General features: G+C 26.9%; 21 protein-coding genes and 3 CRISPR repeat arrays. Of the genes, 3 read left to right on the forward strand and 18 right to left on the reverse strand.

Annotated elements, in window-relative coordinates:
• Positions 1-132: 132 nt before the first annotated feature.
• The 9 genes from F1564_RS05595 to cas4 all read right to left on the reverse strand — a co-directional run bounded on the left by F1564_RS05595 (position 133) and on the right by cas4 (position 10,128).
• On the reverse strand, positions 133-2,565 hold the full coding sequence (locus F1564_RS05595; RefSeq protein ID WP_018449896.1) for a CRISPR-associated helicase/endonuclease Cas3: 2,433 nt from the start codon (positions 2,563-2,565) through the stop codon (positions 133-135).
• Positions 2,566-2,595: 30 nt separating this feature from the next.
• Entirely contained in the window at positions 2,596-3,348 is a 753-nt protein-coding gene (cas5b, locus tag F1564_RS05600; RefSeq protein ID WP_018449895.1) for a type I-B CRISPR-associated protein Cas5b, read from the reverse strand.
• A 69-nt stretch (positions 3,349-3,417) separates the two neighbouring features.
• Positions 3,418-4,314: a type I-B CRISPR-associated protein Cas7/Cst2/DevR gene (gene cas7i, locus F1564_RS05605; protein WP_018449894.1), complete on the reverse strand. Its 897-nt coding sequence runs from the start codon at positions 4,312-4,314 to the stop codon at positions 3,418-3,420.
• 3 nt (positions 4,315-4,317) lie between these two features.
• The gene (locus F1564_RS05610) at positions 4,318-6,105 is read right to left on the reverse strand and encodes a Cas8a1 family CRISPR/Cas system-associated protein (RefSeq protein WP_018449893.1); all 1,788 of its coding nucleotides are present in this window, start codon (positions 6,103-6,105) and stop codon (positions 4,318-4,320) included.
• A 17-nt stretch (positions 6,106-6,122) separates the two neighbouring features.
• Positions 6,123-6,905, reverse strand: coding sequence for a CRISPR-associated endoribonuclease Cas6 (gene cas6, locus F1564_RS05615; protein ID WP_018449892.1), 783 nt, complete (start codon positions 6,903-6,905; stop codon positions 6,123-6,125).
• 33 nt (positions 6,906-6,938) lie between these two features.
• Positions 6,939-7,073, reverse strand: coding sequence for a hypothetical protein (locus F1564_RS10490; RefSeq protein ID WP_018449891.1), 135 nt, complete (start codon positions 7,071-7,073; stop codon positions 6,939-6,941).
• A gap of 99 nt (positions 7,074-7,172) precedes the next feature.
• Positions 7,173-8,046: direct repeats of the CRISPR family, unit length 29 nt; unit sequence ATTTACAATACAAAATGTTCCTATTAAAT.
• A gap of 196 nt (positions 8,047-8,242) precedes the next feature.
• Positions 8,243-8,521 carry a CRISPR-associated endonuclease Cas2 gene (gene cas2 / locus F1564_RS05620; RefSeq protein WP_018449890.1) on the reverse strand — a complete coding sequence of 93 codons (279 nt, stop codon included), beginning with the start codon at positions 8,519-8,521 and terminating at the stop codon, positions 8,243-8,245.
• A gap of 1 nt (position 8,522) precedes the next feature.
• Positions 8,523-9,515, reverse strand: a complete 993-nt coding sequence (gene cas1b, locus F1564_RS05625; protein WP_018449889.1) for a type I-B CRISPR-associated endonuclease Cas1b — start codon at positions 9,513-9,515, stop codon at positions 8,523-8,525.
• 124 nt (positions 9,516-9,639) lie between these two features.
• The gene (gene cas4, locus F1564_RS05630; RefSeq protein WP_018449888.1) at positions 9,640-10,128 is read right to left on the reverse strand and encodes a CRISPR-associated protein Cas4; all 489 of its coding nucleotides are present in this window, start codon (positions 10,126-10,128) and stop codon (positions 9,640-9,642) included.
• A 1,024-nt stretch (positions 10,129-11,152) separates the two neighbouring features.
• Positions 11,153-12,284: direct repeats of the CRISPR family, unit length 29 nt; unit sequence ATTTAATAGGAACATTTTGTATTGTAAAT.
• Positions 12,285-12,384: 100 nt separating this feature from the next.
• Positions 12,385-13,262: a CRISPR direct-repeat array (repeat unit 29 nt; unit sequence ATTTAATAGGAACATTTTGTATTGTAAAT).
• Between the two features lie 31 nt (positions 13,263-13,293).
• Between cas4 and F1564_RS10495 the strand changes: the two genes are divergently transcribed.
• Positions 13,294-13,416, forward strand: coding sequence for a hypothetical protein (locus F1564_RS10495; protein WP_269473379.1), 123 nt, complete (start codon positions 13,294-13,296; stop codon positions 13,414-13,416).
• 203 nt (positions 13,417-13,619) lie between these two features.
• Here F1564_RS10495 and F1564_RS05640 read toward each other — a convergent pair whose 3' ends face one another.
• Genes F1564_RS05640 through F1564_RS05650 form a run of 4 tightly spaced genes read right to left on the reverse strand, consistent with a single transcriptional unit; the run spans position 13,620 to position 16,322 of the window.
• The gene (locus F1564_RS05640; RefSeq protein WP_018449887.1) at positions 13,620-14,480 is read right to left on the reverse strand and encodes a restriction endonuclease; all 861 of its coding nucleotides are present in this window, start codon (positions 14,478-14,480) and stop codon (positions 13,620-13,622) included.
• A complete protein-coding gene (locus F1564_RS10120) occupies positions 14,465-14,635 on the reverse strand; it encodes a hypothetical protein (RefSeq protein ID WP_018449886.1) in 171 nt (56 codons plus the stop codon). The genes F1564_RS05640 and F1564_RS10120 overlap by 16 nt, the downstream gene beginning before the upstream one ends.
• A 54-nt stretch (positions 14,636-14,689) precedes the next feature.
• Complete coding sequence (locus tag F1564_RS05645) at positions 14,690-15,355, reverse strand: FtsZ/tubulin family protein (RefSeq protein WP_018449885.1); 666 nt, start codon at positions 15,353-15,355, stop codon at positions 14,690-14,692.
• 25 nt (positions 15,356-15,380) lie between these two features.
• Complete coding sequence (locus F1564_RS05650) at positions 15,381-16,322, reverse strand: helix-turn-helix transcriptional regulator (RefSeq protein ID WP_018449884.1); 942 nt, start codon at positions 16,320-16,322, stop codon at positions 15,381-15,383.
• A gap of 617 nt (positions 16,323-16,939) precedes the next feature.
• Between F1564_RS05650 and F1564_RS05655 the strand changes: the two genes are divergently transcribed.
• On the forward strand, positions 16,940-18,382 hold the full coding sequence (locus F1564_RS05655; protein WP_018449883.1) for an acyl-CoA dehydrogenase family protein: 1,443 nt from the start codon (positions 16,940-16,942) through the stop codon (positions 18,380-18,382).
• A gap of 93 nt (positions 18,383-18,475) precedes the next feature.
• On the opposite strand, the gene F1564_RS05660 is transcribed toward F1564_RS05655, so the two are convergent.
• Complete coding sequence (locus F1564_RS05660; protein WP_332103012.1) at positions 18,476-18,970, reverse strand: NADPH-dependent FMN reductase; 495 nt, start codon at positions 18,968-18,970, stop codon at positions 18,476-18,478.
• Positions 18,971-19,279: 309 nt separating this feature from the next.
• Positions 19,280-19,711 (reverse strand): MarR family winged helix-turn-helix transcriptional regulator, encoded by a 432-nt coding sequence (locus F1564_RS05665; RefSeq protein WP_018449881.1) that lies wholly within the window; start codon positions 19,709-19,711, stop codon positions 19,280-19,282.
• A gap of 246 nt (positions 19,712-19,957) precedes the next feature.
• Between F1564_RS05665 and F1564_RS05670 the strand changes: the two genes are divergently transcribed.
• A complete protein-coding gene (locus F1564_RS05670) occupies positions 19,958-20,746 on the forward strand; it encodes a PhzF family phenazine biosynthesis protein (protein ID WP_018449880.1) in 789 nt (262 codons plus the stop codon).
• Positions 20,747-20,951: 205 nt separating this feature from the next.
• Here F1564_RS05670 and ybaK read toward each other — a convergent pair whose 3' ends face one another.
• From ybaK to F1564_RS05685, 3 genes are all read right to left on the reverse strand, one after another.
• Positions 20,952-21,452 carry a Cys-tRNA(Pro) deacylase gene (gene ybaK / locus F1564_RS05675; protein ID WP_018449879.1) on the reverse strand — a complete coding sequence of 167 codons (501 nt, stop codon included), beginning with the start codon at positions 21,450-21,452 and terminating at the stop codon, positions 20,952-20,954.
• 194 nt (positions 21,453-21,646) lie between these two features.
• Positions 21,647-23,302 (reverse strand): NAD(P)/FAD-dependent oxidoreductase, encoded by a 1,656-nt coding sequence (locus F1564_RS05680; protein ID WP_018449878.1) that lies wholly within the window; start codon positions 23,300-23,302, stop codon positions 21,647-21,649.
• 640 nt (positions 23,303-23,942) lie between these two features.
• Entirely contained in the window at positions 23,943-25,178 is a 1,236-nt protein-coding gene (locus F1564_RS05685; RefSeq protein ID WP_018449877.1) for a BaiN/RdsA family NAD(P)/FAD-dependent oxidoreductase, read from the reverse strand.
• Positions 25,179-25,346 lie beyond the last annotated feature (168 nt).

Raw genomic sequence — 25,346 nt, forward strand, 5'->3', positions numbered from 1 at the left:
AATTTAACCATATCTTCAGAAGAATTAACTAAATACATCTTTTTATGAAAATTTAGATATGATAAAATGTGTAAATAAGATGCCTACATCATATATTGTATTTTGAATTTATACAAAATCACGGACACTCTCTTAAAAAAAATTATCTTCTTCTTCACCCTGAACAACTTCAAATCCCTTTTCATAAGAATATCCACAATTCACAACTACCAATTCCTCATAGTCATTTATTTTAACCTTTTCAATCTCATTCTTTTTACTTTTTTCCAGTTTTCTATATTCAAAATCAGGAATCGTCACTTTAAATTTATTCAGTTCTCCCCTAGCTTCTATTTTTCTTATTCGCAATTTCCTCTTGTCGTTTTCTAATAAGCCTTTCATTTTTTCTTTTAAAATCTCAACATTTCTATTTATTTCTTCAAAATTCTCTTCGTAAATTATTTTTGGAATCACATCATATGAAGCAATATTTCTAAATATTTTTTGAACTTCAGATTTCGTTTTTTCATATTCAACAATATATTTTTTTAAATATTTTATATTATCCGTCACTTTATTAAAATATTTTGTATCCTTTAAACTTTCATAAGAATAAACACTATTAATCAAATCTAATTTCTGAGCTTCAGAAATAATTCCATCAACTTTTAATAGTACACTTTCAGATTTTTCATGAATTTCTTTATCTATAATAGCCTTCGCTCCTTTAATTCCAGAACATTCTTTTGTAAAAACAAAACAATTATATTCTTCATCAACTTTTTCCCTATTACGAAAACATCTCCCCATTCTCTGAAAAAGCCCATTCAAATCCGACAATTCTGTAATCAAAATATCAAAATCCAAATCAAGAGAAGCTTCTAAAACTTGAGTTCCAATCCAAACCCCATTTTCTTGATATCCTTCTTTTTCTCTTCTATTTTTAATATCTTCTCTAAATCTCTTTGGATTCGCAAACTCAGTGATTTCCTTTTCTTTATTTGTCCGATCTCTTTTTATAAATCTACTATGTATCAAATTCAATTCCTCTTTCGGAATATCCAAATTTTCATAAATCTCTTTTGCTTTTTTAACTGTATTACAAACAACCAAAATTTTATTATTTCTATATTTTTCTTTTATAAATTCTGCATTTATATTTTCTTCCATCACTTTTAAACTATGTCTTTTCTTATCATTCGTAAACGGTTCTGTCGTAACAAATTTTACACCTTCTTTTTCAAGCAAATAAGTAACAATCCCAGGAAGAGTCGCAGTCATTATCGCAAATTTCCCTCCAAAATCAGTAATATACTTCAATCCATAAATCAAATAAGCCAACAAATCTGCTGAATACATTTGAATTTCATCAATAACTACTTTAGAATAAGACAACGTCGCTACCTTCAACTCAAATCCTGGAGCTCTAAACACAAAATCAAATAATTGATCTATTGTACAAATTGTAAGCGGAAGTGAAAATTGCTTTGTTCTATTTATATATTCCGATAATTCTTCATTTTTTAGTAATTTATTTTCTTTAGAATTTTTTTCTGTATAATATTCTCTAAAATCAGAATGAAGCAAACCAATTCTTTTTTCTACATTTTCTCTCACAATATTTTTCACAATCCTATCATAAATCGCATTAATTGCCACTCTCAAAGGCAATGTAAAAAATCCCTTATTATTTCCTATCCAAAGTAACCCAGCCTCTGTTTTCCCATATCCTGTCTGTGCCACAACTACCATATTCTCATCTTTATGCTGTTTCATAAATTTCTGCAAAGCATTCCAGTCATTTTTAGGATTGTCCTTTCTCAACACATCTTCCAAAAATTTTTCCATCTTAATTTCTAAAAAATCATTTTTTTCTTCAATAGTCGTATACGAACTTGCTGCATAATCTATTTTATTTAACAATCCTTTTAACATAACGTATTTCTTAAAAATTTCAAGAGCTTCTTCTTTTTTCGTATACATTTTTTCTGAATAAATTCTGTCATTTAATTTATAATATTTCTTACTCAATTTTTTTATTTTAAAATTATCATCTTCTCTTTTAAAAATCGAATATTTTTTTATTTCTCCATAAATTTCTTTAATAATCTCAAAATAAATATTTTCCAAACTAGTCAATTCTGTTTCAAAATCATTAAGTTCAAATTCCATTTTCTTTATTTCTTCCTTAAAATCTTCATCTTCTATTTCAGAAATATCTCTTTCATGATGCAATGCAACAGAATGTGCTAAAATCTTTATATCCTCTTTATCAAAATTTTCTTTTAATAATTCATTACTATTAATAAATGCTGTACTCAAGATACCATGTGGAATTTCATTCTTTTTTAAATCAATTTCATATTTTTCTTTTAAAAGACTCTTTCGTTTTTCATTTGAAACTTTATATTGAAATTTTGCATTGATTTTCCCTAAATCGTGATAAATACAAGCTAAAAGTAATAATCTTTTATCAACTTCTATATTCGGATACAGCTCTATTAATTTTTCAAAATTCTGTATTAATTTTTTTGTATGCTCAACTACTATTTCTCCATTAGATTTAGCTAAAAAAACATTTCCCATCTAAAAATTCCCTCTCTTCTGACATTTAAATCACATTTCACAAAATACAACATCATTTTCTTCATCAATAGGAACTATTTCTCCTTCTAAAGCTGTAATATTTGAAGAATAAATTACTTCTTCCTTATTCCAAATTCTTACCATTTTAGATGATTTCTTATTTCCAATATTTTCAGAAACATAATTCTTAGTTAATTCATATCTTGTCCCGAAAATTCTTGAATTTCCCACTTCTACTGAAGAATCAGAAATAAAATTTACTGGAATATATGCAAAAGTATCCTTTTTAAGCTCAATATCCTCTTCCAATTCCTTTTTTTTAATTTCTACAATTTTAACTTCATCAATTACAACAATATCCTCTCTTCTCCCCAAACTCGGATATTCTCTCGGATATTTAAAAGCCTCAAAAATTAAATTTAAAAATTCTTCAGATTGATTTTCTGGAATAATATGAATTATTAAATTTACATCCACTAATAATTCCGCTGTTGCAACTCCTCTATTCACACCCAATCCATTCACATCAATCTGATGTCTTCCTTTTTCAAAAGAATTACCATTTTTAAACTCATATCTTGTATATAAATCATTCACTTTTGAAAAATAATTTCCACTAATACTTATTTTCATTGGATGATATTCCTTAAAATCACAAAGCGAGTGAACCATACCAATAACTGTCGAATAAGGAGGAAGAGGATAAGTTTCTTTTAGCTGAAAACTAGTTGCAACTTTGTAATTTGCCATATTTTGATATAGTCTTAATTTTATTGCTTTCATAAAGATTTTTAGTGCATGACAATTTTAATTTATTTTTTAAAATTTCATACACTTTCCCTCCCTTTTTTCCTATTTTTTATAATATTCGTCAATTTTATTTTTCAACTGTTTAAAAAATTCTGGAACATTTAAAACTTTAATATTTCTTTTAGCTAATTCTGTTTTAATTTCTGTATCATTTTCAAATTGTTCTTTCACAATTCCAACAACCGTATCATTTTCAATAAAATCATAAATTCCACTTGTCAATTTTTCAACCAAAATTTTATTATTTCTCACATCAACCACATTTTCAAAAAATGGATTTTTTATATCATAAACTCCACCAATTATAAATAATGGCTTTAGGTCTTCTCTTCTTCCACGAATATCTCTATAAAGTAATGAAATTGTATCCAATAATTTATTTACTCTTCTAGCTTTTTCTTCATTTTCTATTTCAATTTCATCCAATTCATCAATACCTATTTTATCCAAATCAATCGTAACAGTATATTTATAATAAGACTTATGAATTTCCGCCTGTGCAATATTCGGAAAAACCTTTTCATTTCTATCAATTCTATCCACTAATCCTTTATTAGTCAAAAATTCCAAATCTCCCTTAAATGTTTCCAATGAAACTGCATTAGAAAGTCTAACTATTGCTGATCTATTTTTAGAATTATCACCTTTAACTGTTTTCATATACCCAAAAAAATCCAATTCTGGATAATCTTTTATCGTAGTTTCTGCAGAAAACTGAACAACTTTTTTATCTCCACTACCTTCTGCTTTCACATTCGCTTTATTCTCATCCAATTGTTCAACAATGTTATATCTAATAGCCTGTCTTGAAATATATGTATACTGTTCTCCTCTATTTCTCGATATTTTCTTCAATGTAGCAACATTTCCAATTCCTTCACCATAATTCGCACTTTCTGCTAAAAAAATCGCTGTAAATGTCAATCCTTTTTTATCCATGATTTATTCATCTCCCTTTGTCGTATTTTTTTCTTCACCTGTTTTTTCAAATTTATCTTCACCCAAAAGTCCTATCAAGAAAGCATGCCCCAATGTTTGGAAATTTTCATCATCAGTAAAAATTTTCCCAAACAAATAATGAACATTTCTTCCCGCATAAGAATGTCCTGAAATCAAAGTATCCATAAACATATTCACATCTTTTATTCTCAATGAATTTTGCAATCTATATAATAAACTTCCTAATTTCTTGTCATTTCCACTTTTTCCAAGATACGCTTTTCTAAATTCTATCCCATCTCTTCTAATAGAATAAACATCCTTTTCTTCCAATTCTTGCGAAACTTTTTTATTCTTGACTTCTTTTTCAGCTTTCTCCATTTCTTTCAACCTCCTAATATATTCAAGATTTACCAGCAACAAATCCTCAAGATTTCTTAAATTATAATTTCCTTTCACTTTAGAAATTTTGTAATGACACAATTTATTAATCAAAGAAAACAAATTTTCATTATTTAATAATTCCGAAATTGTAACATCATATAAATAAAAATATCTTCTATCTAAAATATACCATTTATCCAGCAATCTATCTAATCTTAATTTATTTTTATTTAACAACTGCAAAATATTTTTTGACAGCAAAGTAAATCTATATGTTTCGTTTTCATACTTAACAACCTGTATATCAGATAATTCATATTTAGACTCATTCGTTCTCTTTTGCATTTCTCTCAATAAATTTTTATACAAACTAATATTCTTTTCATTAAAATTTTCATTATAAATTTCACTAGCCATACCATTATTAATACTCTCCAACTGTTCTATACTATGATTAGCATTAACAAACATTCCCTTACTTGCTCCATACACAAATCCCGCTGGAACACATGAATAAATTAATATAACCAACGGAGTAACCGCAATATCATTTACAAAATTCCAAACATGCGAAGGTTTTCTATTTACATCAAATCCTGTATTATTTAGAAATCCTAGAGTATTTTTAAAATCTTTCATTGGCATATTTGTAACTGCACATTTATATTTAAATTTTGATTTATCCATTTCAATATATTCTTTCGCAGTATCAACAAAATACGATTTATATTCTTCATAAATATCTTTAGCAGAATTTCCTCTGTTTAAAAATGAAACACTATTCCAAGCATTATTTATTAAAATATATGCAATATTTTTTGCAGCCAAATAATTTTTGCTATAACCTCTTTCATTTGAAATCTTTAATTTAAAAAAATTAATAATTTCCTTCATAATTTTAAGATTATTTTTTATATCTTGATTTATACTATCACTTATTTCTTCATTTTTCTTCGGTTCTTTTACTTTTTTCAACGCTTTTTCAAGTTTTTCGATCTCGTTTTTTCCATCATTTTTTATAAAATCATACGCCGCTTTATAACTATTTGATTTTAATTTTTCTTTAAAAAAACCAATTTTTTCGTTTATTCTTTTCAATTCTTCAATTTCTTCAATCTTTCGATTCTCATTTTCAAAATCATCAATATACTCCTCAAACTCCAAAATTTTCCCATAAGTTAAAGTTTTCCCATATCTTTTTATAAAAAAATCAAAATATTTATATTCAAAATCTTCTAAAAGTTCTAACAATTCTTCTTTTGAAAATTTCAAACATCTATTTTGATCATCAATAAATTTTCTTACTTTTTCTTCTCCATCCGATGTTTCAAGTATATTAATAAATCCCAATAACCCTGCATTAAATAACCAATCTTTTAATTTTAATTTCATTTTCCCGTCGCTCATTTCTCTTCCTTCTCACACTAAATTATTTCAAGCATCCCAAATCCACTTCCAGTCACACTTCCAAGTCCTGCACTATAAATATAATCTAAAAGATAACTTTTTCCTTCAAATTTTATTGTTCCTACTGAAGCGTCAATAAGTATTCCCTTAAATTCTTTTTCTGAACTTTCCTTCTGAGCAGCACTTCTTTTGTCATAATGCTTAACGACTACTTTCTTCGTTTTACTCGCATCTATCACTAAATTTTCAATATCTTTTTCTACATATTCCCCCATTATTTCTTTCAATCTCAAATAAAGATTTCTTTTTATAATCACAGGAAATTCCTCATCAGTTCCTACATAATACTTATCTTTCTCAGTTTCTCTATCATGATCCCTACAAACCACTGGCGACAACGTTTTCACATTCAATACATTATTTTTTACAAATTTTCTTTGAACAACTGAAATATTAGTAATTCTAACTTTAGTTTCATCTGATATTTTAAATTCTTTAAATCTAATACTAGAAAAAGCATTATAAATATTTAAACTATCTACATTATCAAAAATAGAAAAATTAATTATAAATCTTTTATCATTCTCATTTAAAAATAAAATTCGTTCTTTCTCAAACTTAATCGCATGAAAATAAACAGCCCAAGTATAATTTTTTTGCTTTGCTGAATCAAAAAGTTCTTCAAAAATCTCCCTATCATATTCTTTCAACCCAACTTTCAACATATGCAAAATTTTAACCCTAAAATTAACTGGAAATGTGTTTCCTTCAATTAATTCAATATTAATTCTAAATCTCATATTTTATTCACCCTTTTTTTTATTAATTTACAACTATCTATTAAAAAAATATATCACTACAATTAAAATTACAATCCAAGTTAAAATCCCATAAAACTTTTCTTTTCTAGTTGCTTCTTTCCAACCAATTCTAAACTTAAAATTTATTTTTGTATTTCCAAATCTCATTTTTAGAATTCCTTTCTTGTATTAATATTAGTATAACCCACACTTTAAATTTGTCAATACCAGTTTTTCATTTTTTAAACAAAGTGATATGATATCGATATTTATAATACAAAATGTTCCTATTAAATTATTAAAAAGAAAATATATTGTTATAAATGAAAAACATTTACAATACAAAATGTTCCTATTAAATAAAAATATAAAATTATAAAAAAATAAAGGATGATTTACAATACAAAATGTTCCTATTAAATCAGCAGGCAGAACAACAACTACATAGACTGCTAGATAATTTACAATACAAAATGTTCCTATTAAATAATGAAAAACTTAACAGTACAAAACGTTTATAATAAATTTACAATACAAAATGTTCCTATTAAATTGAAAAAAACACAATTATGATGAGCAATGGGGAAGATATTTACAATACAAAATGTTCCTATTAAATTATATCTAACAATAACAATAAAAATAAAATATAGAAATTTACAATACAAAATGTTCCTATTAAATTTGGATTAATGTACAATCGCTTTATTCTTGGATTTGAATTTACAATACAAAATGTTCCTATTAAATTTGAAAAATGCTGGAGGTTCATTCAGCATAAAAGGACATTTACAATACAAAATGTTCCTATTAAATCGGATAATAATGAGTATTATGGAATAGGATTTATTCATTTACAATACAAAATGTTCCTATTAAATTGAAAAACCCAAACGGAACTGGAAGTGTTGTTAATTATTTACAATACAAAATGTTCCTATTAAATTGTTGCATACGACTGCGACATATACAGTCGACAATTATTTACAATACAAAATGTTCCTATTAAATTAATAAAAATCAAGATAATATAATAGTTAATGAAAAATTTACAATACAAAATGTTCCTATTAAATCTCATTAAAGGCTCTTCCAATATTTTCATCAAAAATATTTACAATACAAAATGTTCCTATTAAATCTTACTATCTCTAACCTACCTAAATAGTATACCATTTTTTTCTGTTTTTGTCGATACCAATATTTTTATATATTTTTACCAAAAATTCCTTTTTATTTTTTTATATAACAGTCAAAAAACTCAATAAAAATCAATATTACTGAAAATCTGTCGACGTCCCGGCTTTTTAGTGTTATTACAGGTCGACAGATTTTGTTTAAAAGAAGTTTGAAGTTTTATCATCTTCGATTCCCCAAAATTCTTTTTCTAGCCATTTTTCTTGACGAGATTTAAAAATTATTAGGGAGTCCTTATCTTTGCGAATAAATTTTCCTAGTTCTATATTTAATTTTTTTAATAATACTGGTGTTATTTCGCCTTCAAATACTGATTTCTGAACATTTGTTAAATATTTTTTACAAATTTTAAATATATTTCTGGAAATTCTGGCTCCATTTTCATCAGAAAGAATATCATAAACTAAAATTATATACATATTACCACCATATTTTGAATCCTTCGTATTTTTTATCTTCTAATAAATGTTTTACTAACTTGTATGCTTCTAACCTCATTAAATGACGATAAGAAACTTTTCGATTCAAATCTCTGTGTTTTATGGTTGTTTCCAATCTTTCATTAAAAGTTTTCAAAATTAATTTTTGAGTATTTTCTTTCATGTAGAAATAATTTGAGTCTTTTACAAAATCTTTTTCTGTTATCATTTTTTTATTCAGTAATGAAAAAATAATTCTATCTGCTAGAAGTGGCTTAAATACTTCAGAAATATCAAGCGATAAGGAAAATCTTCTTTCACCAACGCTATGTAAATAACTTATTGTTGGATTTAGTTGACTCACATAAATTTCTGATAAACAAGATGTATAAACTAATGTATTCAAAAAAGAAATCATCGTATTAATCATGTTGTCAGGCGGTCTTTTTACTCTTTTTTCAAAATTTATTTCTTGATTTACAATAATATTCCATGTAGTATAATAAATACGACGAATACTTCCTTCTATTCCCATTAATTCTTCAACATTCTCTGTGCGAAAAATTCCTTTTCTAAGTGCTTTAATATCTGTTATTTCCGACTCCAATTCCTTTCCCCGCTCTTGATAATATCTCAAATTTCGCAAAATGTTTGTACTTGCTGCATCAATTATTAATTGTGCCAATTCAATTCTTTTTTTATTATCTGTATAATTTTCAACTTGTTTAACAAAAAGTTTCCCGGAAACATTTGATTCTTTTGGATAAAATGTTCCTGTATAAAATCCATAATAATTAAAAATATGAACTGGAATCTTATTTTGTGCCAAATAATTTAGAGCTTTTGTATTCAATGAAATTTCTCCAAATAGATAAATATCACGAGTAACTTCAATTTTTATATCCTTAAATCTTCCATCCGCTGCAGTAATTCTAATAACATTATCTTTTCGTTTTAATTCTCCATTTGAAAAAATAAAATAACTTTCTGACATTATGAATCCTTCTTTCCAGTAGTTTTTATAATTTAATTTTTTTGGTAATTTTTTTAAAATTCTAATATATAACTTTAAGCAATTTTAAAAATATTTTTAAATAAGTTTTATTTTTAGAGAATTATCAAATATAGCAAAACTCATAATAAGAACATTGTTTACACATTTTTTCATTAATTACAGAAGGAATTTTTTTATCTAAACAAATTTTTTCAATATCTTTTAAAATATCCTTTAATATTTTTTCATCTTCCAATGTCAAAAATACTTCTTTACGCTCTTTAATCACAGGATAATCAATGATCCCTTTTTCAATATTAATTCCTCTCTGTTTTAAAAAATAAATGTAATACTTCACTTGCCAAATAGCTGCTTTTTCAATAGATTTACTTTTTTTAACCTCATGAATAACTTTCCAATGTCTAATAAAATCAATATTTACAGTTTCTTCTATCATTATTTGTTTTGTTTCTAAATTATAACTATTTTCATCAATTAATTTCCCCATTTGAACGTTTTCATTGTCTTCTTCAAGATTAATATTTCGTGAGTTATACCACAACTTTCGTTTGCAAACAAAATAATAGTTTATCATCAATCCTGTTATTTTCATTTTGTATCGCCTTCTTTTACTAATCTTTATATTATTTATTTATTAAAAGTATACCGTTATTTTTTCTAATGTCAATGTCATTGTAGCTTTATTTATATTTTTTTTAGAATTCAATACAAGATTTCTCTTTTCGCAATTTTATAACCCCAATAATTTTTTCTCTATTTTTTTTCTAAACTTTCTTTTTTCTTATATTTACCTTGCTCCCTTAATTCACTCACTCCATCTATATTTACTATTTTATCGTTTATTAAACCACTCGCTATTCTGTTTATCCTTATTTTTATTTCTTCATAAGTTTTATAACTTATGATAAATTTATTTCCATATTAAAAATTCCTACGAAACTATTTTTTTTTAACACCTTTCATTATTTTTAAAACAGCATCTCTTTCATTTCCAAAATTTGTATTTAAATTTAATTTTTTACATATTATGCTAATTTATGCTTTTGATTAATTTTTTTCAATGTTGTAAAAAAGTGTAATCAATTTTTTAATTTGTTGCAATACATTATATAATTTATGATTCATTAAATTTTTTATTATTTTTCTATCATTTTAATTATACCTCAATTTATAATTTTTCAAAATTTAAAATATTATTCTAAATTTTTTATTAAAACGAAAACTTCTCTTAAATTTTTAAACTTTTTTATCAATCACTTTAGGAACTAATACAAAAAATATCACTATCAAATATTATCAAAAAATGAAAATTCATTTTGAAAGAAAAAGACTTCTTAATAACTTTTAAATCTTATAAAGAAAAATGGCTAGAAAAAGAATTTTGGGGAATCGAAGATGATAAAACTTCAAACTTCTTTTAAACAAAATCTGTCGACCTGTAATAACACTAAAAAGCCGGGACATCGACAGATTTTCGGTAATATTGATTTTTATTGGATTTTTTGACTGTTTTATAAAAAAATAAAAAGAAATTTTTGGTAAAAATATATGAAAATATTGGTATCGACAAAAATGAGAAAAAGTGGTATACTATATAAGTAGTTTGGGGAGGATAAATTTAATAGGAACATTTTGTATTGTAAATTTATTTTTTATAATTCATAATTCATATAGTCTAAAAATTTAATAGGAACATTTTGTATTGTAAATATTTGATAAAAAAGTAGCTAAAAACGTGTATGATTTAATTTAATAGGAACATTTTGTATTGTAAATATCTCATCTCCAAACTGCTTTAATAACACGTGTATCATTTAATAGGAACATTTTGTATTGTAAATGAATCTTTTACAACGGCTGGAAGTAAAGGAGCTTATGATTTAATAGGAACATTTTGTATTGTAAATCTTTGAGTATCGTTATCTGCTGTTTCTTCTTCGATATTTAATAGGAACATTTTGTATTGTAAATCTTCAGAAGTTCGTTGTCTTCTTGTTGCAACTCTTTTATTTAATAGGAACATTTTGTATTGTAAATCTTGATTCTAAAAACATCAAAAGAAAATATATTGTATTTAATAGGAACATTTTGTATTGTAAATCTTCTCTAAGTTCATTTCAGGATCGTAAAATCTCATTTTAATAGGAACATTTTGTATTGTAAATCAAATTACCGCCGCTATTCCAACGTCTGCAATATCTATTTAATAGGAACATTTTGTATTGTAAATGCTTTACAGTTTTACCAGTTCCAAGCGTTTTCATCATTTTTAATAGGAACATTTTGTATTGTAAATGCACTTGGCTCTATAATCCTTGAGAATTCCTTTATAAATTTAATAGGAACATTTTGTATTGTAAATTTGCTTGTTCCACTCTCTGTATCAACTGTTTTTGCTTTAATAGGAACATTTTGTATTGTAAATACATATCTTTTTCAAAATTTTCTTTTTCGCCTTCTCATTTAATAGGAACATTTTGTATTGTAAATTTACCATTATCTCTAACAGTACCTCTTATATCATTCTTTAATAGGAACATTTTGTATTGTAAATATGCTCCCAAAATCGATATTAGAAAATAATGTCATATTTAATAGGAACATTTTGTATTGTAAATCGATCAACATATGTTTGAAATGGCATATTATCCTTTATTTAATAGGAACATTTTGTATTGTAAATCCGCGTGATGGTCCGGCACTTTATCCGAAGCAACAATTTAATAGGAACATTTTGTATTGTAAATAACGAATGTTAAATCAAAGCAAATGACTTGGGAAATGGGAGTAAGGAACATTTTGTATTGTAAATAACGAATGGTTTTTGCATAAGAATGAAGGTATTTATATTTAATAGGAACATTTTGTATTGTAAATGTTACTGGATCAAAATCCATTTTTGAATATTTTGACTTTAATAGGAACATTTTGTATTGTAAACGCCTATTAAGACTTTTCCATCCCTCTGGAGTTGTAGAATTTAATAGGAACATTTTGTATTGTAAACCTTAATAAGGAGGATAAAAATGAGTTTTAGTGAAGCATTTAATAGGAACATTTTGTATTGTAAAGATGGCAACGTAATAATTTAATTGTTTTTTTGCCGTTGATTTAATAGGAACATTTTGTATTGTAAAGTATCTTCTACATAACTATCATAAAAATTACTACAATCATTTAATAGGAACATTTTGTATTGTAAAGGTCAAATTATACAAATATTTAAAAGATATGGAATTAAGATTTAATAGGAACATTTTGTATTGTAAAGCAGTAATGCACCCAAGACAATTAATACTGATAAAAATTTAATAGGAACATTTTGTATTGTAAAGAATGATAACATACAATTATTAGTGTCTAAATTACAAATTTAATAGGAACATTTTGTATTGTAAAGACAAATAAATTTATATTTCCAGCTGTTATAAATCCAAATTTAATAGGAACATTTTGTATTGTAAAGTATAAATAAAAATATGTATAAATAAGGAGAATAGAAATTTAATAGGAACATTTTGTATTGTAAAGCAATATGATAAAGATAATTATAAGATAAATATATTCGATTTAATAGGAACATTTTGTATTGTAAAGGTCAGAATATCCAATTTTCTTTCGTATATCTTTCATTTAATAGGAACATTTTGTATTGTAAATAAGACATCGGTTGTGGACAAGGAAAAATCAGATAAGGATTTAATAGGAACATTTTATATTGTAAATACATTACAACAGGAACATTGGAGCATTTGAAGTGTTAAAATATAAAAAAGCTAAAGTTGAACTTTTAATATTTGATATTGGATATAATTTAAGAAAATATATTCATAAAAAAAGACAAGAAGATATAAAACTTCATAAATTAACTAAAAACTAAGTTTTAAGAGAAATAAAGTTTTTTAATTTTTCTTTGATCAAAAAAAAATTGTAATCAAAGAACTATAAAAAATTAGTGAGTGTTTAATTTAGGCAAAAAAATAGAAGCTAAACTCAAAATTTTAATCATTTTGAGATAACTTCTTATACTAATATTAATTCTTAAATTTAAGTATTTAACCTTCTAATAATCTGTATATATTATTATTCCTGTAACATCTCATCAAAAATTTCTTTTAAATCAATACTTTCAATAATAGATCGAAGAATTAATTTTTCTAGTTCTTCTGAAAAAATAACTTTAATATTTTCTTTTTTACATTCTTCAATTAATTTTGGATTTTCCTCTTTTTTTGCTGAAGTTATGACCAAAATTTTATCAATTAGTTTACCATTATTTTCCCATACATATTCCTCGGCTTTATTTATTTGTTTTATAATATTATCAATATTATTATCAGAAATCACATCGTTGTAATTTTTTACTTGCATAGCTATATTGTATTTTTCCAAATTTGAAAGTCCTGATATAGTTACCAAAATATCCGTCCCATGTTTTTCTTCTTTACTACCACCAATTCTTTCAATTTCATATCCAGGATAGATTTTTTCTAAAATATTTTTTATTACTTCTTCCCACTGAGAAGCTGTAAATTTTCGATTATATTCATCAATAACTTTTTCAGAAAATCTCTTTAAATCAAAAGAAGATTTCACTTGTTCTGATACAATGTTTTTTATATTTTCAATAACACTTGTTGATTCCCTATTTCCTTCTAAATTTCCCATAATTTTTTCAATATCTTCTGAAAAACGGCTAATATTCCAAAATCTATTTCTTGCTTTTAACGTACTTTGTATATTTCCAGAAACATCTTTTCCATGTCTGTTAAAACATCCTTTGTACTTTGCAGGAAAAATATGTCCATAATCTTTCTTTTCATCATCAATCTCAAACCCATATGCTTTATCCCAATCTTCAGTTGCTTCAACTATAGCAACGCTCCCCCAATCTGGCAATCTAGGTATTAACAGTATATCTCCTTTTTTTACATTATGATACATTTTCTAGCACCACTATCCTTTGTATTAGGCAATTTTTGATTTTCAGCATACCCCAAACCTTGTCGTAAACGTCCTTGCTGTAATTCCTTAAAAAAGAAATCTTGATTCTTTACATCAATTCTGTATCCCCAATAATTTTTTTCTCTATTTTCCATCTAAAATCCCTTCTTTCCTGTATTAATTCTATTTCTTCAATTTTCCATTCCTAACTACATACTATAAACAGTAACCTTTATGCTTTCTTCATATTCTGGATTCAAAAGACAACACCAAATAATTGTTGCTTTCTCAAAAATATTTGACACAACTTCAACTGTATCCTTTATTTGATCCAATGAAATTTCAGGTCCTCCTGTTATATTAATAAAGACTCTACCGTCTTTATTTTTTTGTAAAGTTCCCAATTTTAATTTCAAGTTTTCTAAAAATGTTTCAATATTTTTCAATTCTCCCACTTCAGAAATAAAAGAAACTTTTGACGTTTTTTCAAATAATACTTTTAAATCATCTAGGTCAATATTTACTAGTCCTTCATTTATCAAACTACTGACTATTCCATTTAGACCTATTTTTATCTCTTCAGCAGTTTCACAATTTGTGATAAAATTTATTTTTGAATCAAATAATTCGGCATCGCCATTTCCAATATCGAAAATTCCTATAAAATTACTTCTTTCTGCATCCTCAATTACTTTTAAAGCAATGTTTCTTTCATTTTCCAAATTCGTATTTAAAACTATAAAAATTGCATCTGTATTTTGAAAATCTATTCTCAAATTTGCATAGCTATCTTTTGCTCCAATGATTTCTAAATTTTCATTTTCAACCACATCTAATGGTGTTTCTCCTAAATTGATTATTTTTATTTTTTTCACAGCAATCCTCCTTAATTTCAATAATTTATTTTAAAATCTCATATTTAATAACATAATCCCCTTGACTTTTTAGCCACATTTCTGCTCCAAAACTCCCATAAACCTCGGTTAAAACATTATAAATCGTATATTCTACATTTTTTTCTTCTCTTTTTTCCTCTTTTAATATTCTTGCAGTTGGAAATTTATCAAGAACGTATTCAATATAACCTTTGTACTCAAATTTAATTTTTGTGAGAGGTCCAGAATGCATAAAATGTATATATTTTCTAAATTCACCATCTTTAAATTTGTCAGAATAATTTAAGATTTTAAATTTTCTGCCTGTATTTTCTATCTTTTTCATTCTATCAATTCTAAAAATTGCAGGATATTCTTCTTTATTTTCAATATATCCAATTAGATAAAAATAATATTCAGAAAACATTATTGACAGTGGCTTTATTCTGTATTCTTTATATTGTTTATCTTTTTTTGTATAATTTAAATGCACCCATTCTTGGTTTTTTATACATTGCGCTAATTTCCAAATGCTTTCGAGTAGTTTCTGTCCATGTTGTAAAGGAATATAATTCACCTTTTCACTATTTATCAAATTTTTTATTATCTCCCTATCGTTTATTGAGGAATTGTTAACTAGTTTCGTTATTAATTTTTCAGTTTCTTCTTTATTAAAAGCCCGACTTTCAAGGATAATTTTACTTATAGCCAAAAGTTCTTCGTTTGTAAAAGCTATCTTGTCATTCTTTTCAAGACAATAACCTTTTTTTGAACTAGAATATTTTATATCCGATTCACCTTCTTCAAAAAAATAATTCCTCAAAGTAGCTATATCTCGTTGTATCGTTTTTTTATCGACTCTAAATTCATTAGCTAAATCACTTCTATTCACTATCTCTTTTTGATTCAACCTTTTCATTATTTTTAATATTCTAATCGATTTTTCCTCAGAATTTTCATTTTTCATGATTAAGATTAAGCCTTTCTAAAAAATTCTTCTCAACGTTTTAATTATACCTTGATTTATCACTTTTTCAAAATTTAAAACTTTTTCCTAATTTTTCTATTAAAACAAAATTTTCTCTTAAATTTTTTTCTTCAAGATATCTAATATCTCTAACATTCTTTATCTCCTTACATTTGTTATTTAATTATACTTTTATATGAGACATCTTTTGTCCCTTTAGAATAAAATTTATTTTTTCAAAAAAATTATGTAATTTCCTAAATTTTCAGAATTTTTAAATTTTTATTCTATTCAGATTTTTCTTAAATTCTATAACTAAAATCATAAATTTTAATACTAAATGCAATGTTTTTTTTTAATTTTTTCAAATTTAATTTCATTACTCCTATACTCAATTTCTTATTATTTTCAGTATATTAAATTAATTTTTTCAGTCAATTAAAAAGATGATATTCCTTTTTTTCTCAATCTTAACTGAATTAAAACAAGTTACAAAAATAACTTTATTAATAAATTGTCATTTTTTTTCATTTATGTTATAATAACAACTGTTATATAAACAAATTATTTTAAAATCAAAATATTTTGATTTAAATTACTTACTTGGGAGGAGAAAAATGAATAAATTTATAAATGGAAATTTGCTAAAAATGAATACAGAAGAATTTCTGTCTAATATAAAGAAGGCTTTTAACGAAGTTTTTTCAAATGGAAATATTGAAAAGATAAATTTGATGAGCTATTTGTCAGAGAAGAAATGGTTAGGTATAAAAAAATGTGGACTTTTACTGCCTTTTCTGCCAGAAAAATTTGGAGGAAGAAAAAACAGCCAGTTTGAAATTCAGGAAGTACTTAGAATTGCAGGTAGCTATGGTGTACCAATTACACTTAGAACAGGAATTGAAGGAGCATTAGTATTGCAGCCGCTTCTTGAATATGGGAATGAGGAGCAAATTGAAAAAGGTCTGGAAATGATATTTAACGGAGAAGGTGGAGGACTAGCTATAACAGAGCCTGAAACTTCTGGATCTGCCATAGCAAAAGAAATGCAGTCTTACTATGAATATGTTGATGAAAATACAGTTCATGTTAAAGCTGATAAATATTGGCAAGGAAATTCTCAAAGTGATTTTTTATTAATTGCAGCAAAGGAAAAGAAAGAAGGAAAATTATCAAAAATAATTAGCTTAATTTTAGTTCCAAGAGAATATATAACTTATGATGTGCTAAATTCGGAAGGTTTAAAAGCAGTAAGATATGCTGTAAATCATGTTGATGCAGAAATTCCTGCAAGATATATAATAAAACTTTCAGAAAGCAAGGCAAACTGTCTTAGAGAATTTCAAAATATCTTTATAAGAAGCCGATTACAGCTAGTTGGAATGACACATGGAATTATGGAATATATTGTAAAAAATATAAAAAAATATTCTAAATCTGATATTCCATTTGTAAAAGGGGAGCTGGACGAAATAGAAACAATTTATGGTGTGTCAAAAATTATGTATGATTACACTTGCGATAATGTTGATCCTGAAAAATCGGTGTCAGACAAACTTATGGAAGCAAATATTATAAAGAGCCTTGCTACTGAGTACACATACAATGCTGCAAAAACAGCGCAAAAGTTATTGGGGGCAAAAGGATTTGAAGCTGGGCATCCGATGAGCAATGTGGCAATTGACTTTAGACCATTTACTATCTTTGAAGGTCCAAATGATATGCTTTATGCAGAAATTTATGACCATTTTTCAAAAGCTACGGCTGTGGAGAAGAAGGAGGGAATCCGAATTAATAAAAATTCTACGATTTATGAAAGATTTATTTCGGATAGACGATTTGAAAATATATCAGTAAATAATATTGTTAATAAGGTAGACGATTTAATCAGTTTTCTAAAACATCATACATTAAATGAGATGGATCAGATAAAAAAAGTTTTTGTTGGGAAAATACTGGCAAGATTGTTTCTTTTAATTCAAACAGAATCAGATAATTTAATAAAATTTTTGATAAGGGATATTAGAAAAGATATTTTGGATTTTGAATATAACAGTTAAATTAATAAAAAAAGAAGGATAACCAATAAAAGCTATTCTTCTTTTGTTTTTTTCTTTAATAAATTAAATATCAAATTTTCTCAAAATTCAAGTCTATTTAATAAATTCCAAAAATTCTTTTACTTGTTTTTTCAAGGCTTCTTTATGCTCGTCAGTCAAGTTCAATATTCCTGTTCCCCATGCTTCTGCTGGTACGATTAACCCTGTTCCAGTTCCTTCCATTGGATTCATACGGATATATGAAAATAATGTTGAAAGATTTTGTCTTACAAATTTTCCTTCAGTTGAACCTGCAATACTACTCACAGTTACTGGTTTTCCTGCTATTACTGTTGGTGTTTCCCTATCAAAAGCCACTAACGGACGAGATAGCCAATCCAATAAATTTTTTAATACAGCAGGGTAAGAACCGTTGTATTCTGGTGAAACTACCCACATAGCATCTGCTTTTCCAACTTGGTCACGAACATCTTTAACTGATTGAGGTGCTGGAAATTCTGTATCTTGCTCCAATAATGGCACATCTCTATAATTTAAAAATTCCACATTCACATCTTTTTTCAATTTCTCTGCAATATAATCCGCAATTGTTTAATTAAATGAATTTTTTCTAAATGATCCTACGATTAATAATACTGTTTTTTTTGACATTTTATTTTCCTCCAATTTTTATTTTTTTATTTATAAATTATACTCGAACCTATTTAAAATCAAACTACTAAAATTGTACAAATTTAGGTTTTGAGTAAATAGTTACAATTTTTGAGTTTGCTTTTAAAGTAGTTTTACTTTAAATTATCAAATACAATAACTTTTAAAATTTTTCAATTTATATTTATTTTAATTCTTCCAAATTTTATAACGATCTACTTTCACTTTTTCATTAAATTACTAATTCTAAATATCTTTAAATTTTTTCAAAATCCTAATTAACTCTCGCCTTTCCTCATCTGAAAGAATCCCATAAGTTTCCTCTATTTCCTTACGGTGCTCTGGTAAAAGATTCTCAAATATTTTTTTCCCTTCATCTGTCAGCCCTACCAAAAATGCACGTTTATCTTTTGGACAACCTTTTCGATATAACCAGCCCTTTTTCTCCATATTTTTCACAACAACCGTCATATTCCCCGAAGTAGAAAGTACCTTTTCAATCAATTCACAAATACGCATCTCACCTTTAGTATAAAGCACATCTAAAACGCTAAACTGCGAACTTGTAATCCCTTTTTCTCGAAAATCCTTTCCAATTTTTCCATCAATTTTTCTCACAGCCCTCTGCAATACGATCTGCAAATGGACATCTGAATTCCTTTCCCAGTCAGTATTCATAAATTCTCTCCTTCTAAATTTATCACTAATTAGTAATAATTTATTATATCACTAGTTAGTGATATTGTCAAGTAATTTTTATTTTAAAATTTTTTAGCTATTATTATATTCAATATCAAAATTTATAATATTGTAAACTAAAATTCATTTAAACCTTGAATTTTTCCCCATTTTACTATACAATATTCTGAAGTATTCAAAACTAATTTTTTAAAGTTTATTTCAAAATAAACAGAAAGGAAAAATATGAAGCAATATATCGTAGACGCTTTTACAGATACCGTTTTCAAAGGAAATCCTGCTGCTGTGTGCATTATGGATTCTTGGATAGATGACGACTTGATGCTTTCGATTACGAGAGAGAATAATTTGTCAGAGACGGCTTTTGCTGTGAAGGAAAATGAGAAATATAGATTGCGTTGGTTCACTTCTGGCGGAGAAATCGACCTTTGTGGACATGCTACTTTGGCGACAGCCTTTGTGATAACTAATTTTTATGAAAAAAATATTGATAAAATCGTGTTTGACACATTGAGTGGCGATTTAACTGTTCACAAAAAAGGAGAATTATTTGAATTGAATTTTCCTTCTTACGACTTAAAATCTGTTGAAATTACGAAAGAAATAATTGATGCGATTGGGGTTAAGCCACTGGAAGTCTTTATTGACAGGGATTTAGTTTGTGTTTTGGAAAATTCTGAACTTGTGAAAAAGTTTGAGCCAAATTTGGAAAAAATTAAATTGCTCGATGGGCTTCTTTTGCACATTACGGCTAAAGTTGATGAAAACTCGGAATTTGATTGTATTTCTCGTTCTTTTGCACCAAAATTGAATGTTGCTGAAGATCCAGTTTGTGGCTCTGGTCATTGTCATCTTGTGCCACTTTGGTCATATAAATTGGGAAAAAATGAGATTGCTGCATTTCAGGCTTCCAAACGTACGGGAACTCTTTATTGTAAATTGGACAAAGAAAAAAATCGAGTTTCGTTAAGAGGGAAAGCTGTGTTATTTGCAGTTTCAGAGATTTTTATCTAAAATTTTCTCTTTTTTTATTTTTCAAAATTTAAATAGCAGTATAAAATCATAAATTCAATTTTTTTTAATACTATTCCCTATTGGAATAACAGATTTATTATAAATTTCAAATTACATACTATTTAGCAAGGGGGCTTAATCCCTTGCTTTAGAACATTTGCTTTATCAAATTTCGGATACATATAGTTTTTTCCTAACAAGTCTATCAAATTTCTTCCATTAGCAAATCCACAATCGCTCCATTTACAATTTCAACTAATTTTCTTGTTTCCACTTCCATCTGCAACCCTCTTCTACCAGCTGAAACCATTATTTTTTCAAATTTCTCCACTTCCTTGTCAAAAAAAGTCCTAAACAGCCTTTTCATTCCCACAGGAGAACAACCCCCACGAATATATCCTGTTTCCTTCTCAAGCTCTCCAAGTGGTAACAAATCAATATTTTTCTCTCCAGAAGCCTTTGCCACTTTTTTCAAATCCAAATGTGCTTCCCCATGAATAACACAAACATACAAATTCTTACTTTTCCCCTTCAGCACGATCGTTTTAAAGACTCTCTCTGCCAATTCAGGAAACTTTTCAGCAACACCAAGTCCCCCGCTTTTATCTTCGCTCCACTCATAAGTATGAATAATATATGGAATTTTCTGTTTATCCAGTTGTCTTAAAGCATTTGTCTTTGCTACTTTATCTTTTTTATGTTTCATAATTACTCCTATATTCTTTATTTTATATTAAATATTTCAGTTAAATCTAATATATTGGCAATTTATTTGCTATCATCTCCACCTTTTCTTTACATAATTATTTTTCCTCTTTTTGTATTTTCTCCACTCTCTGACAAGAGCTTTTAACCCTTTGTGATTATAAATACTGCTGTTATTCTTGATATCTTTTACTTTTACAATTGCCTACATAAATTATTTTGATAATACTCAATCACATACTCTGCACATTTTATCCCATCAACTGCCGCCGACATAATTCCACCAGCATATCCTGCACCTTCTCCGCAAGGCATAAGACCTTCGATATTTGAGAAAAATCTTTCATTTCTAGGGATTTTCACTGGAGATGAGCTACGGCTTTCGACACCTGACAGAATTGCGTCATCATTAGCAAAACCCTTTATTTTTTTATCCATTAAGGTAATTCCTTCTTTTATAGAATCGTTTATAAATTGTGGAAAAATTTCATTTAAGTTTGCAAATTTGTAGCCTGCCAGATAGCTTGGCTTTACTTTTCCTAATTTTGTTGAAATTTTATTGTTTACAAAATCGCCAAATAATTGAATAGGAGCTTTGTAATCCTTTCCGCCAAGTTCAAATGCTTTTTCTTCCAGTTTCCTTTGAAACTCTACTCCAGCCAGAACACTTTCTCCTGGAAAATCCTCAGGAAATACATTTACCAAAATTGCTGAATTTGCATTTTCTAAATCTCTCTGTGAATAACTCATTCCATTTACGACAAGTCTGCCTTCTTCGCTTGAAGATGGTACAACTACACCACCAGGACACATACAGAAAGTATAAACTCCACGTCCATTGCTTGTCTTTACATTTAATTTATATTCTGCAGCAGGTAATTTATCAGCAAATTTTCCATATTGCGAATAATTTATCATACTTTGAAGATGCTCAATTCTGACTCCTACCGAAAAAGTTTTCCGTTCCATTGTAACATTTTCTTCGTTCAGCATAAAGAAAGTTTCTCTTGCACTATGCCCAATTGCGAGAATTACAATATTTGTTGGAATTTCATAAATTTTATTTTTATCAGAATTTTCTACATTTTCAACTAAAATACTTTTTATTTTATTATTTTTAGAATCAGATTTTTCATAATTTATTTTTGTTAATTTTGTGTTAAATCTGTATTCTCCTCCAAGGCTTTCGATTTTATGCCTGATTTTACGCATTATTTCAATTAATTTATCAGTTCCAATGTGGGGTTTGGACATATAATTTATTTTTGGATCAGCACCAGCGAGAATTAATTCATCATAAACCTTCTGAATCCGAAAATTATTTGTATTCGTGTTTAGTTTCCCGTCTGAAAATGTTCCAGCTCCGCCTTCTCCAAACTGCACATTTGAATATTTGTCAAGGTTTCCAGTTTTGAAAAAATTATATACATCTTTTTCACGTTCATCTACATTTTTTCCCTGCTCAATGATAATTGGCTTTAATCCAGCTTCAGTAAGCACAAGTCCAGCAAAAATTCCAGCAGGACCGCTTCCGACAATAACAGGACGTTTCACATTTTCATTTTCTGTAAAATTCTCAATTTTTTTCGTAGAATAAGGGTTTTTTTCAATTTTTCTCACATTTTTCACATTTTCAAATCTTTTCTTTTCCGTTTCCTCGTCAAACTTAAAAGAAATATCCACCGCATAAACAAATACAACATTATCTTTTTTTCTCGCATCAATTGCCTGTCCTGCAATCTCAAAACTTTTTACCTCATTCTCATTGATTTTGTAAAGTTTGTAAACTGTTTTTTTTAAATCATTTTCGCTGTGTTTTACAGGCATTTTTATATTATTTATTCTAATCATTTTTTCTCCTTATTAGTTTAGTTATTTTTAAAAGTTTGGGACATTGTTTTTCATTTAATATAGTAATTTTGCTATAAATCCATTTTAGCAAGGGAGTAAAATTTTGTTGTTATCAAGTAAATAAAATACTAAAATTTATATTTATAGTAACATTTTATACTATTCCCCGTTTAAATAGCGAATTTTTAATAAATTTTGAATTACATACTATTGTTAGTAAAGAATTAAAACTTTTGTTCTTAACATAGTTCCTATTTTATAATGGGATTTAGTATTGGATTATTTTATTTAATATCAGTTTTTACTATTTTTGTTATGTTTTTTCTTTTTTTCGCAGGATTGCTCATTGCGGCAAATCCTTGTCTTGCAGTAAAGACTTATCCTAATAATTAAAACTGTGGCAAGATTGCTACGCAATACCTATGGCTAGACTACGACTTTTATTTGCTCAATTCCGAAACTTCTCCTTCCAGTCGTCAAACAGTCGTAGTTGAACAAATAAAAGCTCCGTCGGTTTATTAAAAACAAAAAATTATATTTTAATTATTTTGAAATACTAGGTTCTTATCCTTTGTTAGAAAAATTTGTAATAAATTCGTTATTTAAATGGGGTTTGGTATTAAATTATACAGTTGTTTTTTTAAAGATTTTTTCCTAAAAAATATCCAGATGTCCAAGCCCATTGTAAATTAAATCCACCACACTCACCATAAACATCTAGTATTTCACCAGCAAAATATAAATTTTTAACTTTTTTTGATTTCAAATTTTCCAGATTTACTTCACTTAGAGGAATACCTCCAGCGGTAACTTGAGCAGCTTTAAAGCCATTTGTATCAATAATTTTTATTCTATATTTTTTTAAAGTTGTGCAAATTTTGCGAATTTCGTTGTCTGTCAGTTCATTTATACTTTTTGATAACTTTTCTATTCCTGCCGATTTTGTCAAAAATTGTCCTAGTTTTTTGTTGACAACTCCATTAAAAAATTGTTCCATTGTAAAATCCTTTAATATTGTCCGACGTTTTTTTAAAATTTCAAAAATTTCATTATAAGTAAATTTTGGCATAAAGTCAATTTCAAATTCTACATTTTTATAAATTGGGAAAACATATGAAATATTAAAAACCACATTTCCAGAAATTCCAAAATCCGTAAACAGTAGTTCGCCGTCATAAGTACAAATTTTTATTTTCTCTCCATTTTTATTTTCTCCAAAAGCCGTAACTTCCGCATCCGACTTAATCCCTTTTAATCCTTTAATTTTTTCTTTTTCTGCCTTTAGCTGTACAATAACAGGGATTAATTTCGTAACAGTATGTCCAAAGCTCTTTGCCAGCTCATAGCCGCTCCCATTTGAACCAAGTTCAGGATACGATTTTCCACCAGTTGCAAGTACTACCTTTTTGGCAATTATCTGTCTTTTATCCTCAGAAATTATCTTAAAATTAAACATTTCCTTCTCAATTTTTGTAACATAAAAGTCTGTAATTATCTCTATTCCAAGACTTTGTGCATAAAATCGTAGTCCATCTACAATTGATGCCGCCTGTCCACTAAGTGGATAAACTTTCCCACGATTTTCCTCATTGCAAATAATTCCAACTTCATCTTCAAAAAATTTCATCGCATCCTGTGAAGTAAAACTTTCCAAAATCTTCTCAATCGGCTGCTTCGTTTTCTCAATTCCAAAATAATTTTGATTTGAAGCATTCACATTTGTTAAGTTACATCGTCCATTTCCAGTTGTCAGCACTTTTTTTAAAACTCTGTCCTTTCTCTCCAGAATGACAACATCTCTTCCATTTTTCCTTGCAGTAATCGCCGTCAGAAAACCTGAAGCGCCACCTCCAATTATCACTATTTCTCTTTTCATTTTATAATTTCATTCTCCTAAATATTTATAATAAATTTTAAAATTTTTATTAATTTCCTGCTTAAAAGTCAGTTTAAAAATAAAAACGAGCCGTGTGCTCGTTTTTTTGTATGAAAGAAGTCTAAATGTAGAGATGGGGCATCTCTATTAGACAATGTATTTATATCA

The organism is Leptotrichia shahii (assembly GCF_008327825.1).
GTDB lineage: Bacteria > Fusobacteriota > Fusobacteriia > Fusobacteriales > Leptotrichiaceae > Leptotrichia > Leptotrichia shahii.